This is a genomic window from Phenylobacterium sp. (assembly GCF_041913825.1).
Lineage (GTDB): Bacteria > Pseudomonadota > Alphaproteobacteria > Caulobacterales > Caulobacteraceae > Phenylobacterium.
Window position 1 is genome coordinate 22,754 of the sequence record NZ_JAYSEO010000023.1, and the last position, 14,061, is coordinate 36,814.

At 72.0% G+C, this 14,061-nt stretch carries 17 protein-coding genes; 11 read left to right on the forward strand and 6 right to left on the reverse strand.

Going from position 1 to position 14,061, the window contains the following annotated elements:
* Positions 1 to 99 precede the first annotated feature (99 nt).
* From ACE3Q8_RS17850 to ACE3Q8_RS17860, 3 genes are all read right to left on the reverse strand, one after another.
* On the reverse strand, positions 100 to 1,077 hold the full coding sequence (locus tag ACE3Q8_RS17850) for a L,D-transpeptidase family protein (protein ID WP_374471646.1): 978 nt from the start codon (positions 1,075 to 1,077) through the stop codon (positions 100 to 102).
* Positions 1,068 to 1,508, reverse strand: a complete 441-nt coding sequence (locus ACE3Q8_RS17855; protein WP_374471647.1) for a hypothetical protein — start codon at positions 1,506 to 1,508, stop codon at positions 1,068 to 1,070. The genes ACE3Q8_RS17850 and ACE3Q8_RS17855 overlap by 10 nt, the downstream gene beginning before the upstream one ends.
* A 118-nt stretch (positions 1,509 to 1,626) precedes the next feature.
* Entirely contained in the window at positions 1,627 to 1,920 is a 294-nt protein-coding gene (locus tag ACE3Q8_RS17860; RefSeq protein ID WP_374471648.1) for a hypothetical protein, read from the reverse strand.
* A 206-nt stretch (positions 1,921 to 2,126) separates the two neighbouring features.
* Between ACE3Q8_RS17860 and ACE3Q8_RS17865 the strand changes: the two genes are divergently transcribed.
* From ACE3Q8_RS17865 to ACE3Q8_RS17875, 3 genes are all read left to right on the forward strand, one after another.
* The gene (locus tag ACE3Q8_RS17865; RefSeq protein ID WP_374471649.1) at positions 2,127 to 2,636 is read left to right on the forward strand and encodes a MarR family winged helix-turn-helix transcriptional regulator; all 510 of its coding nucleotides are present in this window, start codon (positions 2,127 to 2,129) and stop codon (positions 2,634 to 2,636) included.
* 81 nt (positions 2,637 to 2,717) lie between these two features.
* Positions 2,718 to 3,011 carry a hypothetical protein gene (locus ACE3Q8_RS17870; RefSeq protein WP_374471650.1) on the forward strand — a complete coding sequence of 98 codons (294 nt, stop codon included), beginning with the start codon at positions 2,718 to 2,720 and terminating at the stop codon, positions 3,009 to 3,011.
* Positions 3,011 to 3,790 carry a universal stress protein gene (locus ACE3Q8_RS17875; protein WP_374471651.1) on the forward strand — a complete coding sequence of 260 codons (780 nt, stop codon included), beginning with the start codon at positions 3,011 to 3,013 and terminating at the stop codon, positions 3,788 to 3,790. Before ACE3Q8_RS17870 ends, ACE3Q8_RS17875 begins: the two co-directional genes overlap by 1 nt.
* Positions 3,791 to 3,810: 20 nt before the next feature.
* Here ACE3Q8_RS17875 and ACE3Q8_RS17880 read toward each other — a convergent pair whose 3' ends face one another.
* Positions 3,811 to 6,228 carry a membrane-bound PQQ-dependent dehydrogenase, glucose/quinate/shikimate family gene (locus ACE3Q8_RS17880; RefSeq protein WP_374471652.1) on the reverse strand — a complete coding sequence of 806 codons (2,418 nt, stop codon included), beginning with the start codon at positions 6,226 to 6,228 and terminating at the stop codon, positions 3,811 to 3,813.
* Positions 6,229 to 6,386: 158 nt separating this feature from the next.
* On the opposite strand from ACE3Q8_RS17880, the gene ACE3Q8_RS17885 reads away from it, so the two are divergent.
* Positions 6,387 to 7,127 (forward strand): cytochrome c oxidase assembly protein, encoded by a 741-nt coding sequence (locus tag ACE3Q8_RS17885; RefSeq protein ID WP_374471653.1) that lies wholly within the window; start codon positions 6,387 to 6,389, stop codon positions 7,125 to 7,127.
* A complete protein-coding gene (locus ACE3Q8_RS17890) occupies positions 7,124 to 7,813 on the forward strand; it encodes a cytochrome b (RefSeq protein ID WP_374471654.1) in 690 nt (229 codons plus the stop codon). The genes ACE3Q8_RS17885 and ACE3Q8_RS17890 overlap by 4 nt, the downstream gene beginning before the upstream one ends.
* Here the strand turns inward: ACE3Q8_RS17890 and ACE3Q8_RS17895 are convergent.
* The gene (locus ACE3Q8_RS17895; RefSeq protein ID WP_374471655.1) at positions 7,695 to 8,390 is read right to left on the reverse strand and encodes a cytochrome c; all 696 of its coding nucleotides are present in this window, start codon (positions 8,388 to 8,390) and stop codon (positions 7,695 to 7,697) included. The genes ACE3Q8_RS17890 and ACE3Q8_RS17895 overlap by 119 nt on opposite strands.
* Before the next feature lie 83 nt (positions 8,391 to 8,473).
* On the opposite strand from ACE3Q8_RS17895, the gene ACE3Q8_RS17900 reads away from it, so the two are divergent.
* The 6 genes from ACE3Q8_RS17900 to ACE3Q8_RS17925 are packed head-to-tail and all read left to right on the forward strand — an operon-like array spanning position 8,474 to position 13,917.
* The gene (locus ACE3Q8_RS17900; RefSeq protein ID WP_374471656.1) at positions 8,474 to 8,863 is read left to right on the forward strand and encodes a c-type cytochrome; all 390 of its coding nucleotides are present in this window, start codon (positions 8,474 to 8,476) and stop codon (positions 8,861 to 8,863) included.
* Positions 8,826 to 9,806 carry a cytochrome c oxidase subunit II gene (coxB, locus tag ACE3Q8_RS17905; protein ID WP_374471657.1) on the forward strand — a complete coding sequence of 327 codons (981 nt, stop codon included), beginning with the start codon at positions 8,826 to 8,828 and terminating at the stop codon, positions 9,804 to 9,806. Before ACE3Q8_RS17900 ends, coxB begins: the two co-directional genes overlap by 38 nt.
* Positions 9,803 to 12,337 carry a cbb3-type cytochrome c oxidase subunit I gene (locus tag ACE3Q8_RS17910; protein ID WP_374471658.1) on the forward strand — a complete coding sequence of 845 codons (2,535 nt, stop codon included), beginning with the start codon at positions 9,803 to 9,805 and terminating at the stop codon, positions 12,335 to 12,337. Before coxB ends, ACE3Q8_RS17910 begins: the two co-directional genes overlap by 4 nt.
* 1 nt (position 12,338) lies before the next feature.
* Positions 12,339 to 12,644, forward strand: a complete 306-nt coding sequence (locus ACE3Q8_RS17915; RefSeq protein WP_374471659.1) for a hypothetical protein — start codon at positions 12,339 to 12,341, stop codon at positions 12,642 to 12,644.
* A gap of 8 nt (positions 12,645 to 12,652) precedes the next feature.
* Entirely contained in the window at positions 12,653 to 13,723 is a 1,071-nt protein-coding gene (locus ACE3Q8_RS17920; protein ID WP_374471660.1) for a sodium:calcium antiporter, read from the forward strand.
* Between the two features lie 29 nt (positions 13,724 to 13,752).
* Positions 13,753 to 13,917: a hypothetical protein gene (locus ACE3Q8_RS17925; protein WP_374471661.1), complete on the forward strand. Its 165-nt coding sequence runs from the start codon at positions 13,753 to 13,755 to the stop codon at positions 13,915 to 13,917.
* Here the strand turns inward: ACE3Q8_RS17925 and ACE3Q8_RS17930 are convergent.
* Positions 13,914 to 14,054, reverse strand: coding sequence for a hypothetical protein (locus tag ACE3Q8_RS17930; protein ID WP_374471662.1), 141 nt, complete (start codon positions 14,052 to 14,054; stop codon positions 13,914 to 13,916). The two genes, ACE3Q8_RS17925 and ACE3Q8_RS17930, sit on opposite strands and share 4 nt — an antisense overlap.
* Between the last annotated feature and the right edge of the window lie 7 nt (positions 14,055 to 14,061).

Sequence of the window (14,061 nt, forward strand, 5' to 3'; positions counted from 1 at the left end):
CGGCAGGTGATCGGCGTGCCACCTTGTCCCCATCCCAGCCTAATGGCCACGGCGCTGGCGTGTTCCTGGCCGCCCGCCACTTCGCCGGTTCGTGATGTCTCAGGGCGACAGGGGATCCGGCCGCTTCCGCGCTCCCGGCGAGCGGACCTGAGAGGGCAGCTTGAGCGCGCGCGCCACCCGATCGTCCCAGCCATAGGGGTCCGGCAGCATCGCCACCTGGCCCCCGGTTCTGCGGTAGGCTGTGTGGTAGAGCAGCCGCACGGGGATGGCGCGCCCCAGTTCGATCACGCCCGTTTCACCCGACCGGAGCTGCTCGTTGAAGGCCTCGCCTGCGCCTCCCGCCTCGGCGAGCGCTCTTGCGAACTCCACAGCGTCCTGCACCCGCACGCACCCGTGGCTGCGATGGCGGTCCGTGGCCTCGAACAGCGCCTTGGCGGGCGTGTCGTGAAGATAGATGGCGTAGCGGTTCTGCATGTCGAACTTGACCCGCCCTAGCGCGGAGCTCGGGCCGGGGCGTTGGATGACCCGCCCCTCACGGACGTACATGTCGTGCCGTCGCAGGTAGGCGGGCCCGTTCGGCAGGATCTCCTCCCGAGCGATCGAAGCCGGCACGTACCACGGCGGGTTCACCACCAGCTGGCTGAAGACCTCCTGGAGCTGCGGGGTCTCACGCCCCGGGCTGCCCGCGACCACCCGCGTGTTCCAGATCTCGGCGTCCTCCAGAACGTAGGTGAGCCGCGCGGCCGCCACGTTCACATCGATCCTCGTGGGCGGAGGGCGGCGCACGAGCCAACGGCGGCGCTCGAGATTGACGGCGAGCTGCCTCGCCCGTTGCCGGGGACCGCGATTGAGCTGCTCCAGGGTCTCTGGACCGACGATCCCGTCGGCGGCGATCCCTCGCGCCGCCTGGAAGCTGCGGACCGCCCGCGCGAGCTCCGGATCATAGATGTCCCCGCCCCCCGTCAGCCCGCCGACGTCCGCCGCCAGCCGGGCGCGGATCTCCGGGACGCGCGGGTCCCTGCCTCCGGCCCGGATGGGAGGGCCCTCTCCGATCCGCCGGCGCGGCTTCAGCCCCACGCGGCCGGCCTCGCGGAGATAGGCCGCCGACAGGCTTCGGTATTCCGCATCCTGCGCGGCAGGTCGTCCAGCCAGGCGCGAAGGCGGCCCTCCTGGAGCGCCGCGGCCAGACCTGCCTCCAGGTCCGGCTCAGGACGCTCCAGGGTGTATATATCGAAAATCCGATGCGGGTCCGTCGCGCCCAGGGCGAGCGCGCGGGCGTAGGCCGCCGCCGCCGCCCTCAGGCGCGCGTCACGGTCTGGCGCCCCCGGCTGCGGCAGGAGCACCTGGAAGGGCTTCGGGCTCAGGCCGTGGCGCGGGGCCTCGGCGATCGCCGACCGCAGCTCCGCTTCGGCGACGACGCTCCAGGGCGGGGATGGCGCGCCCGCCGTCCGCTCGGACTCCACCACAGTCTGGGGCGCGGCCCAAGCCACCGAGACAGCCAGCGCCAACGCCGCAGGGGCGCTCCATATCCTCAGCGTGTTCAGCATGCAGAAGGAGCGGCCGCGGCCCGGGTCCGTTCCGAACGTCAGCGCGCCACATCCCACCGTTCAGCCGTGAACAGACCGGCTAGGGATCGGCGAAGACGCGGAAGCAGCCGGCGAGCAGGTCGCGCCGGTCGTAGACGTCCACGCGCACGTCCACTCCGAGCTTCGCCAGGCATTCGGACATCCGCCGCGCCTGGCTCTCCGCCGCCGCACCCGAGCAGAACAGCAGACGTTCCCCCCAGTGGCGCGACGTCACCGACCAGCCGCCCTCCACCGGCCGCACCACCACGAGTCCGTCGTCGGCTCGGCCCGGACGGCCCGCTCTCGCCCGGCGCGCCGGGCGGGGTTCAGCTTCGCGGGGGTGAGCGGCGTTCATGGCGCGCCTCCTTTGCGGCGGGTCTACGACGGCGATGCGCGACGACGCGCGCGACGCGCCTCTCCGGAAGAGCCGCCGCCGGCGAGCACATCGTATTGCGATCCATATCCATGTTCATCACACGGGTTCGGGAGCGCAGCCGAAACCTCGCCGCCGTTCACGGATTGGTGCAGAGAACAGAGTAGAAGCTTGCGCACAGGACGATCTTGACCTCCGCTCCACACGCCCACCGTGACGCGCCGCCGGCGAGGGTCCGCCGCCGCCGCCTGACCGCCGCAGACTACCAGGCGCTCGGAGCCTTCCGGTACGCGCTTCGCAGGTTCCTGGCGTTCAGCGAGGCTGGGGCGAAGGCTCTCGACCTCACGCCGCAGCAGCACCAGGCGCTGCTGGCAATCCGCGCGCACACGGGCCCAGATCCCATGTCGATCGGAGACCTGGCCGAGTGCCTCCTGATCAAGAACCACAGCGCCGTCGGCCTTGTCGCGCGGCTGGTGGACCGCGGCCTCGTCGTCCGCCGCGCGTCCGCGGAGGACCGGCGGCGGATTCTCCTCCACCTCACCCCCGCCGCCGAGGGCAAGCTCGAGACCATCTCGCGGAACAACCTCGGCGAACTGAACCGCGCGTCGGACATCTTCCGAGAGCTGCTCGGCACCCTTCGCCAGCTCCACGCCGACGGCGTCTGGACGGACCCGGCGCCCAGCGCCTCGGACGAGTGACGGCGACGCAGCGACCCTCACGCCAAGTTCACTTGCCCAAATGGATCGCTTCACGATCTTTGTGGGTTCATGGCCTGAGACGTGGAGCAGATCGGAGGCGACGTGAACGAGAGGGCGATCCTGGTGGCGCATGGGGATCCACAGGTGCTGGAGCGACTGGTGACCACGCTCAGCGACCAGGGCTACGAGGTGGTGGGACCGGCTTCCACCGCTCGGGAGGCCCTGGCCTACGCGGCGCAGGCGCCGGTGGGGCTGGCGCTGATCGGAGAGCCCCTGGCCGGTCGACGCAACGGCCGGGCGCTTGGCGCGGCCCTGCGGGCGACCTGGGGCGTGCCCTGCGCCTATCTGAAGGGCCGCCCGGGGCTTTCGGCGTGATGGCGCCGCCCCGCGGGCCGGTCATCGCCTGCGTGGACGGATCGAGCTACCTCGCCAGCGTCTGCGACCACGCGGCCACGATCGCGGCCCGCCTTGGGGTCGGGATAGAGCTGTTGCATGTGGCCGAGCCGGCGGGCGCGGCCGACCCGGCCGTCCGCCTCCACGGTCAAGGCCGCAGCGGGCGCGATCCAGTGGTGCAGGACGCCGTGGCGCGACTCACCGACAATGGCGCTGAACTCGACGAACTGTTCTGCGCCGACGGGGGCTTCGTCCCCGTCGCCGCGCGCCTGGCGCGGCGCGCCAGCTGCCTGGTCCTGGGACGACGCGGCCTCGCCTCGGAGCGGCGGAGGTCCGGTCTTGGCGGGAACATCGAGCAGATCCTGCGGACGGTGGACACCGCGGTCTGCCTCGCTCCAAAGCTGCACCTGCCCGGGCGCCGGGCCTTGATCCTCTATGACGAACGCCGGCCGAACCCCGGCTTCGCCGGCTTCCTCGCCAGCCACCCCGCCCTTGACGGTTTCAGTTTCGAGATCGCGACGATCGCCCCTGGGGCTCCCGCTCCGACGGGCGGAACCCGTGTCACTCAGCTCGGCGGAGGTTCGGCGCCCGGTCAATGCCCGGCGAGCGCCTTGACGCAGTACTTCGCGGAGAAGCACTGCGACCTGATCGTCGCGCCCCGCTCCGTCCTGCTGGATTGCGCCGAGGACATGGCGGCGCTCGCATCTGCGCTCGCCGCCTGGCGCGTCCCGATCCTCTTCCCCCCGCGCCTCGACCCCTGATCGCCGGCACGCCCGGGACCTCAGGTCCCGGGAAGGGCGTAGGCGATCAGCTCATCGCCGATCGGCGTCTCCATGAAGTGGTGGCCGCCGGCCATGATGACCACGTACTGCCGGCCGTTCGCCTCATAGGTCATGGGCGTGGCCTGCCCGCCCGCGGGCAGCACGTCTCGCCAGAGGGTCTTGCCCGTCCGAAGGTCGATCGCCCGGAAGACGTTGTCTGTGGTCGCCGCGAGGAACGCCACGCCGCCGGCGGTGACGAGGGGCCCGCCGTTGTTCGGCGTGCCGATGGTGATCGGCAGCATCGATGGAACGCCGAACGGCCCGTTCCGTCGCGCCTGGCCGATGGGGCGATCCCAGATGGTCCGGCCGGTGCGCAGGTCGATGGCGCGGATCCCGCCGTACGGCGGCTGCTTGCACAGCAGACCCGTGAAGGGCAGTCGCCAGCCGGCGTTCACGTCGATGGCGAAGGGCGCGCCGGCCTGCGGGTCGCCGGCGCCCTCCGCGCCGGAGCCCATGTCGCCGCCTCGGGCCTGGCCGCGCGGCGCCCACCCCTTGCGGTCCGCCTCCTCCCGCGGAACGAGCCGGTTGTAGTTCGGCATGTCGTTGTAGTTGGCGACGATCACCCCGCGGAGCGGATCAACCGCCACCCCGCCCCAATCCGATCCGCCGTTGTACCCCGGGTACTGGATCCAGCGGCGGTCCGTGGTGGGCGGCGTGTACACGCCCCTGTAGGCCGCGCGCCGGAACTGGATCCGGCAAGCCAGCTGATCGATGGGGGACATGCCCCACATGTCCTTCTCGCGAAGGTCGGGCCTGCGCAGGGTGTGGTAGCCGGAGAACGGCTGGGTGGGCGATCGCTGCGCGGGCTCCACACCGCCTTGCGGCGCGCGTCGCTCCTCCACCCGGGTCAGGGGCCGGCCGGTGCGCCGGTCCAGCACGTAGATGTCCCCCTGCTTGCTGGTGAGGACGAGCGCCGGCACGGCGCCGCCCTGGCCGGGGAAGTCGATAAGGGTGGCCTGGGAGCCGAGGTCATAGTCCCAGACGTCCATGTGCACGGTCTGGAACCGCCAGGCCGGCCTGCCCGTGGTCACGTCCAAGGCCACCAGGGACGTTGAGTAGAGGTTCTCCTGCTGGGAGCGGTCGCTGCTCCAGTAGTCCACGGCGGAGTTGCCCATCGGCAGGTACACGAGGCCGAGCGCCTCGTCCCCCGAGGCGATGGTCCACATGTTGGGCGTCCCGCGGGTGTACATCCCTCCGGGTCCGACCGGCTGGGTCTGCCCCGGACGCCCCAGGTCCCAGGCCCAGCGCTGCTGGCCGGTGCGGACGTCGAAGCCCTGGATGACGCCTGAGGGCGCATCGTTCTTCTGCCCGTCGAGGACCTGGTGTCCGGTCACCAGCACGTCGCGGACGACGACCGGGGGCGAGGTGACCGACACCATGCCCGGCGTGACCGGCCCCATGCCGACCTTGATGTCCACCTGGCCCCCGCGGCCAAACCCCGAGCAGGGCCGGCCCGTGCGGGCGTCCACCGCGATCAGCCGCCCGTCCAGCGTGCCCTCGATTATCCGCGCCGCGCACTCCGCGCCCGCCGGCGCAGCCGGGTCGGCGTGGTAGCTGACGCCCCGGCAGGCGGCGGTGTAGGGGATCCATTCATCTGGCACGCGCGGATCGTAGCGCCAGAGCTCGCGGCCGGTGGCAGGGTCGAGGGCGATCATCACGTTCTTCGCCGAGCAGAGGTAGAGGGCGTTCCCCACCTTCAGCGGCGTCGTCTCGGCGCCGTACTTGTTGTCCTTCAGGTCGTCAGGGAGGTCACCCGTGTGGGCGACCCAGAAGCGCTGCAGCTGCCGGACGTTCTCCGGCGTGATCTGGTTCAGCGGAGAATAATGGCGGGCGCTGTAGGTTCCGGCGTAAGCGGGCCAGTCGGCGCCCGCCTTGAGGACCGAAGGCTCCGCCATGCCGCCGACCGGCTGCGGCAGATCCCGCGGCGCGGGGTCCCGGCTGGCGAGGGCGATCCCGACGCCGCCGGCGAGGACCATCACGGCGAGGCCCGCCAGTCCGCCGAGGGCGATCCTCCGCCCGGTTGGACGCCCGGCCAGCGCGGGCGCGGCGGCCAGAACCAGCACCAGGAGAACCAGAGGTCCTACCAGGCGGGGCACGAGCGGCCAGCCCTGCAGCCCCACCTCCCAGATCGCCCATGCGAGCGTCGCCAGGAACAGGGCCACGTAGACCCAGAGGCCGAGCAGCTGGCGCCGGAAGATCAGCATGCCGGCGACCGCAAGGCCGAGGCCCGCCAGGAGGTAGTAGAGCGACCCGCCGAGCAGCGCGAGCCACAGCCCGCCCGCCGTCAGCACGGCGCCGAGCAGGACGAGGAGCCCTCCGAGCAGGCGCAGCGTCCATGCGGCGAGGGGGCGCGAGGAAGGCGACGGGCTGTCCGTCATGCGATCGCTCCGGCTTGGCTTCGGCTGACGGGAGGGAAACCGAGCGCAGCCATATCCGTTCCACCAATACATCGTGCCGCGAGCGTTCGTGATCATCGTCGGAACCGGACCGTCCGGCGGCGGTTCCGCAGACGCCGGTCCCGCCAGGCCAGAGCCCCATGCCCGACCTCGCCCTCGCCGCCTACTGCGGCCCCCCGCCCCGCCCCGCCGAGCTTCTGGCGAGCTGGAATCTCGACGCCTGGGTGGTTGGAGCCCTCGCAGTCGCCGCCGGCAGCTACTGGCTGGCGCGCCGGCGCGCAGCCGGCGACGACCGGATGGCGGCCGCGGCGGTCGCCGTGCTCGCCGTCGCCTTCGTGACCCCGCTCTGCGCGCTGAGCTCGGCCCTGTTCTCGGCCCGGGTGGCGCACCACGCCCTCCTCGTCGTCGTCGCCGCCCCGCTTTTCGCCGCCGCGCTCCCTGCCGGCCTGCTGCGGGGCGGGCTCGTGGCGACCACGCTGATCCAGGCGGCGGTGTTCTGGTTCTGGCACGCGCCCGCGCCCTATGCCTGGGCGCTCTCCGGCGAGGCGCCCTACTGGCTGATGGAGGCGACGCTGTTCGCCTCCGCCGTTCTCTTCTGGGCGGCGGTTCGCCGGGCCCATCCCCTCGCCGCATCCGCAGCGCTGCTCGTGAGCATGATGCAGACCGGGCTTCTCGGCGCCCTGCTGACCTTCGCCGCCCAGCCCCTCTATGCGCCGCACTTCGCCGCCACCGCCGCCTGGAACCTCACCCCGCTCGAGGATCAGCAGCTGGCGGGGCTCACCATGTGGGCCCCCATGGCGCTGGCGTACCTGCTGCCCGCCCTGGCCCGCGTGAGCCGGTGGCTGGCGGCCCAGGACGCCCGCGGGGGGGCGCCGGCGTGATCCTGGAGGCGGTGCGGCGCTGGGCCCGCGGCCACACCCGCCGCAAGCGGTATTCGCCGGTCGGCGTGGCCTTCCACTGGACGGTGGCCGGCCTGATCCTGTTCCAGCTCTGGTGGGGCTGGCGCACCGGACGGCTGCCGGTGGGCTACGACAAGCTCGAGGCCTATGAGGTTCATAGCCAGGTCGGGCTGCTGATCTTCGTGCTGACCCTCCTGCGGATGGCCTGGCGGCTGATGATCCCGGGGCCCGTGAACGACGCCGACAAGCCGGGGTGGCAGAGCCAGGCGGCGCACCTGACGCATCTGGCCCTGTACGCATGCCTTCTGGGGCTCCCGCTCAGCGGCTGGGCGATGCTCTCGGCCACCGCCCGCGAGCAGGAGCTGTCCGTCGCCGGGGTCGCCCCCTGGCCGCAGTTGCCGCTGGACGCCCTGCCCGAAGCCCAGCGCTGGTTGATCGAGGCCTGGGCCGAGCAGATGCATTTCGGGTTCATCATCCTCCTGCTGGCGCTCATCCCCCTCCACGTCGGAGCGACGGCCAAGCACGAGTTCGTCGACCGTGACGACGTCCTCAGGGGGATGCTGCCGGGAATACGGCGCCTGGAGCGGGCGCTGGCGGCAGCGCCGAGACGTATTCGGCAAGGATTCGACGCTGGGCGTCGGAGAAGGGCCGGACCGCCTGCGCCATGACCCCGAGCGGATCGTTGCGCCGCTTGCCCGCGTCCCAGCGGCGGAGCTGCTCGGAGAGATACGGTTGCGGCTGGCCGGCGATCGGCGGGTTGGCGAGGCCGCCCCCCTGGCCGGCCCCGCCGTGGCAGTCGGCGCAGGAGGGGCCTCCCTGCCGCGCGTGATAGAGTCGAGCCCCCTCGCCGGAGGACGGCTCGCCGGCTGCGGCCGCTGAGCGCGGCATTCGAGCGTAGAAGTCCGCCACGGCCGCCCGCGCGGGCGCGCCAAGCGCCTTTGCGATCGGCCCCATCACCGGATCGTCGCGCCGGCCTGTGGCGTAGTCCTCCAACTGCTTCTGCAGGTAGCCCGCCGGCATGGCGGCGAGCCTGGGACTGAAGGCGCCGTCGCCCTGCCCCCGCAGGCCATGGCAGGTGAAGCAGGCTCCCTCGATCCCCGCCGCCCCGCCGCCCATGGCGATCACCTCGCCCGTGGCGCTGAACGGCGAAGGCCGTCCGCCGGCGTCCGGCGCGCATCCCGCGAGAAGCGCGGCGACGCCCAGGGCGACCGGTCCGAAGGCGGCCCTTTGCGACTGGCGGAACATAACCTCGGAACACGATCCAAGCTCGGCGGTTCCTTGAGGGGATGGTGGCGCGGCGGTCCGCCGCGCGCAGGGGACAAGGGGAGATGCGGTATCCGTGCGCGCCTGGGGCGCTGCTCGCGCTGACCGTCTCGGCCGGCGCGCTGGCGGCCTGCAGCGACACCCGGGTCAGTCCGGCTCCGCTGGCCGGCGGCGACCCCGGACGCGGCCGCACGGTCGTGGCCGAACTCGGCTGCGGCGCCTGCCACATTGTTCCCGGCGTGTCTTGGCCCAGGGGCCGCGTGGGCCCGTCTCTCGAGGGTTTCGGCGCCCGCTCCCTGATCGCTGGCCGCTACCCGAACCAGCCGCCGGTGCTGATCCAGTGGGTGCGCGACGCCCCGTCGCTGTCACCCCGGACCGGCATGCCGGCGATCCCGATGACCGAGCAGGAGGCCCGCGATGTCGCCGCCTACCTCTACACGCTCGACGCTCGCTGAGGCGCTGCGCGGCTGGCCGCCGCCGCCGCTCGACCCGGCGGGGCCGGCGGGGGGCGTCATCGCCAGCCTGAGCTGGGTGCTGTTCGGCATGGCGCTGGCGGTCATGCTGATCGTCTTCGCCGTGCTGATGGTGGCCTTGTTCGGCGGCGAGCGGTGGCGGGCCCGCATCGCTCGCGAGCGGGTCATCTGGATCGGCGGCCTGGCCTTCCCCGTGGTCGTGCTGACCGGGATCCTGGTCTACGGCCTTACCGCCACGCACCAGCTCTCGCGCCCGCCGCAGCCGGGCGAAATGCGGGTCCGGGTGACTGGGGAGATGTGGTGGTGGCGGGTCGCCTACCTCGACCCCGCCGGCCGGCCGCTGATGCTCGACGCCAACGAGGTCCACATCCCGGTCGGTCGGCCGGTGACGTTCGAACTCGAGGCCTCCGACGTGATCCACAGCTTCTGGGTCCCGCAGCTCGGCGGCAAGCTCGACATGATCCCGGGCCGGCGCAACATCCTGCGCCTGCAGGCCGACCGGCCGGGCGTGTTCGCAGGACAATGCGCCGAGTACTGCGGCGGTCCCCACGCCCTGATGGGGTTCGTGGTCGTCGCCCAGCCGGCCGAGGCGTTCGACCGCTGGCGCGCCGCGCGTCTGGCGATGGCGGCCGCACCGAGCGATCCGCTCGTGGCGCGCGGTGAACTCCTGTTCAGGCAGTCCGGCTGCGGCGCCTGCCATCGGATCGCCGGCACCCCCGCCAACGGACTGGCCGGTCCCGACCTCACCTATGTGGGCGCGCGCCGCTCGATCGGCGCGGGGATCCTGGCGAACAACCAGGGCACCCTGGCCGGCTGGGTGTCCGACAGCCAGGCCATCAAGCCGGGGGCCCGCATGCCGCCGTTCAAGATGCTGTCCGGCGAGGACCTTCGCGCCCTCGCCGCCTATCTGGCGAGCCGGCGATGACCTCCGAAACCGGCTTCGACCCCCGGCTGTTCGAGCGCTTCCCGACGCGCGAGCCGCGGCCGGACGGCGAGCTCGAAGACCTAGAGCGGGTGTGGCGGGCGCCGCGCGGCTGGGCCCGCCTCACCGTGGTCAACAACAACTACGTCGGCGCCTACTACGTCGCGGCGGCCTTCCTGTTCTTCCTGCTCGCCGGCGTTCTGGCGCTGCTGATGCGCACCCAGCTGGCCCTGCCGCTGAACGGGGTGCTGCCGCAGGCCACCTACAACCAGGTCTTCACCATGCACGGCACGGTGATGATGTTCCTGTTCGCCGTGCCCGCCATGGAGGCGCTGGGAGTCATGCTCCTCCCACAGATGCTGGCCGCCCGCGACCTGCCGTTCCCGAGGCTCTCGGCCTACGCCTTCTGGGCCTATCTGGTGGGCGGCCTCTGCTTCTTCGCCTCGATCTTCTTCGGCCTGGCGCCCGACGGGGGCTGGTTCATGTACCCGCCGCTGACCAGCAAGACCTTCTCGCCGGGCGTCAACGCCGACTTCTGGCTGCTGGGCATCGGCTTCATCGAGATCAGCGCCATCGCGGGCGCCGTGGAGATCGTGGTGGGCGTGCTCAAGACCCGCGCCCCTGGCATGACCCTCGACAAGATGCCGATCTTCGCCTGGGCGATGCTGGTGTTCGCCGCCATGATCATCATCGGCTTCCCGGCGGTGATCCTGGGCACCCTGCTGCTCGAGCTCGAACGCGCCCTCGGCTGGCCCTTCTTCGACCCCCTGCTTGGCGGCGATCCCCTGCTCTGGCAGCACCTGTTCTGGTTCTTCGGGCACCCCGAGGTCTACATCATCTTCCTGCCGGCTGCGGGCCTGATGTCGATGATGATCCCGACCATCGCCCGCACGCCGCTGATCGGCTACCGCCTCGTCGTGCTCGCCCTGCTGGCCACCGGGTTCATCAGCTTCGGGGTCTGGGCGCACCACATGTTCGCGACCGGGATGCCGACGCTGTCGGTGAGCTTCTTCTCGGCCGCCAGCATGGCTGTCAGCGTGCCCGCGGGCGTGCAGGTGTTTTCCTGGATCGTCACCCTGGCGGGCGGCCGCGTCCGCTGGACGACGCCCGCCCTCTTCGTCGTGGGCTCGGTGATCATCTTCGTCATGGGCGGGCTCACCGGCGTGATGGTCGCCATGGTCCCCTTCGACTGGCAGGCGCACGACACCTACTTCATCGTCGCCCACCTCCACTATGTGCTGATCGGCGGGATGGTGTTCCCGCTCTTCGCCGCCTTCTACTACTGGACACCCATGGTGAGCCGCCGGGCCCTGTCCGAGCGGCTCGGCCGCTGGGTCTTCGGCCTGATGTTCGCCGGCATGCACCTGGCCTTCCTGCCCATGCACCTGACGGGCCTCATGGGCATGCCACGCCGGGTCTACACCTACCTGCCCGGCCGCGGCTGGGAACTGCCTAATCTGATCTCCACCGTCGGAGCGTTCATCCTGGCCGCGGGCGTCCTGCTGTTCCTCATCGATCTCCTGCGGAACTTCCGGTTCACGGCCGACGACGAGGCCGGCAACGTCTACGGCGCCGGCACCCTGGAGTGGCTCCCCACCGGCCTCTACTCCACCCGCTCCATCCCGCGCGTCACGAGCCGCTACCCGCTATGGGACGATCCCAACCTGTCCCGGGACGTCGAGGAAGGGCGGTACTTCCTGCCCCGGACGGCCACCGGGCTGCGCGAGACCATCATCACGAGCCCGCTCCGCGCCGAGCCGCAGTATGTCCAGAGCATGCCGGGGCCATCGGCCTGGCATGTTCTGGCTGCGGTGTTCACGGCAGGCTTCTTCCTCCTGCTCACCGTCCAGGCCTACTGGCCGGGCGCCATCAGCGGCGTTCTCGCCGTTGGGTGCGTGCTCCGCTGGCTGTGGGAGACCGACCGGCCCATGCCGGCCGAGGAGGTGGACATCGGCGCCGGGATCCGGGCGCCCACCTATGTGACCGGCCCGGGAAGCCACGGCTGGTGGGCCATGATCGTGCTGCTCACGGTGGCGGGCATGATCTTCCTGATGGCCGCGTTCAGCTACGTCTTCCTGTGGAGCCGGCGACCGGACCTCTGGATTGACCCGCCGGCGCTTCCCTGGCTCGGCGCGGTTGTCGTCGCCTATGGGGTTTCCGGCGCGCTCGCCTTCGCCGCGCCCCGCGCCGGCCGGCGTCCGCATGGGCGTTGGACGGGCCCCACGCTGATGACCTTGGCGACCCTCTCGGCCCTCGCCGCCTGGGGCGCCGACCTCCTGAGCTGGACAGACGCAGGGCTGAGCCCCTCGGCCAGCAGCCAGGGCGCGACGGTGTTCGCGCTGCTGAGTTGGCAGGGCCTGCTGCTGGCCGTCGCCCTGCTCATGGCCGGCTTCCTGGCGGCCCGCGCCCTTCGTGGCCTGCTCCGTCCCGAGCGCCCGGCGAGCCTCGAGGTGGTGGGGCTGTTCGTGGTCTTCACCGCGGCGCAGGGCATGCTCGGGGCTCTGCTCGTCCGTCTGTTCCCGGGGGCGGGCTGACATGCGGCGATGGCTGTTTCTCTTCGCCCCGCTGCTCATCTGGGCGGTCCACTTCATGGGCGTCTACGGCATCGCCAGCGTCGCCGCCGTGGTGAGCCGCCCCGACGCGCCAGCGTCCCGGCTGGCCGTCGGCGCGTTGACCCTGCTCTGCGCCGGCGCCTGCGCGCTCTTCCTGGCCCTCGTCCTGCGCCGGCGGCCGCCCCAGGACGAGGCGGACCGCTTCATCAACTCGATCGCCGGATTGGGCGCCGGCGTCTCCCTCGTGGCGATCCTCTGGCAGGGCCTGCCGGCCCTCGTCGGCCACTAGGTTCCAAGATGGCGACGGTCCTGGACTTGCTCCTGAACGGCGGCGACAGCCTCTGGAGCTCGGCCGCCATCTTCCTCACCGCCGCCGTGGTGGTCTGGCGGGCCGGCACAAGGCTGGCGGGCTATGCGGACCGCTTCGCCCGGGCCACCGGCCTCAGCGGCGCGCTCGTGGGCCTGCTGCTGCTGGGCGGCATCACCTCGTTGCCGGAGATCTCCACCTCGATCACCGCCGCTGTGGGCGGCTCCGGCGACCTGGCGGCCAACAATCTCGTCGGCGGCGTCGCCTTGCAGCTTGTCGTCCTGGCCGTGGTGGACATCCTGGTCGGGCGCGGCGCCCTCACCGCGATCGTCCCGCGCCCGGACGTGCTCGCCTACGCGGCCATGAACATCGCCCTGCTGGTGATCATCGCCATGACGATCGCCGCCGGCGAGGTCGAGCTGTTCGGTTCGGGCGTGGGCGCCGGGGCGGTCCTCATCCTCGCGGTCTACGGCCTCTGCCTGTGGTCGGCCGCAAGCCTGAGCCGCGGCGCCGGCTGGCGGCCGGCCGAGTCGCCCCACGCCGCTGCGCCGGAGGACTCTCCCGAGCCGGACGATCCCGGCTCGATGGGCAGGCTCAGCCTCCTGCTCGGCGCCGCCGGCGCGGTGATCCTAGCCGGGGGCTACCTGCTGACCCGCTCGGGCGAAAGCCTCGCCGGACAGACCGGCCTCGGCGCGAATTTCTTCGGCGCCGTGTTCCTGGGCGGCGCCACCTCCCTGCCCGAGCTGTCCAGCGCGATCGGGGCGGTGCGCCTGAAGCGGCCGCAGATGGCCATGGGCGATGTCCTCGGCGGCAACCTGTTCAATCTCGCCCTGCTGGGGCTGGTCGACGTCTTCTACCGGGACGGTCCGGTCCTGGGCACGCTGGGACCGTTCTCCGTCGTCGCCGCCGGCCTCGGGGCCGTGATCTGCTCGATCTACATCGTGGGCCTGGTGGAACGCCGCGACCGGACGGTGCTGCGCATGGGTTACGACAGCGCCATGGTGCTCGCCGTCTACGCCGCGGGGCTGGTGCTGCTCTACAACCTGCGCGACGCCACCTGACAGGCTGCGTCTCTTCGACGGAGATCGAGATGCCTGCTTCCCGCGCCACGCCTCCCGCCCGCCCCACCCGGGGCGCCGGCCTCACCACAGCGCTCCTGTTCGTGACGGCGCTGGTCGCCGCCTGCGACCGCGGGACACCCGATCCGACGCCCGCGCCGGTCAGCCCGCCGACTCCGCCGCGGGTCGCCGGCTAGGGCGACCTGCCGGCCACCGGCGGCGCGTCGCCCGCCGGCAAGTCGCCGCGCTGGACGCCCATGGCGAACCTGTAGGCGAGGATCGCCAGAAGGAGGACCAGCGCCGCGGCGAGCAGGTAGGTCAGGGGCCGCCCCATACCGACC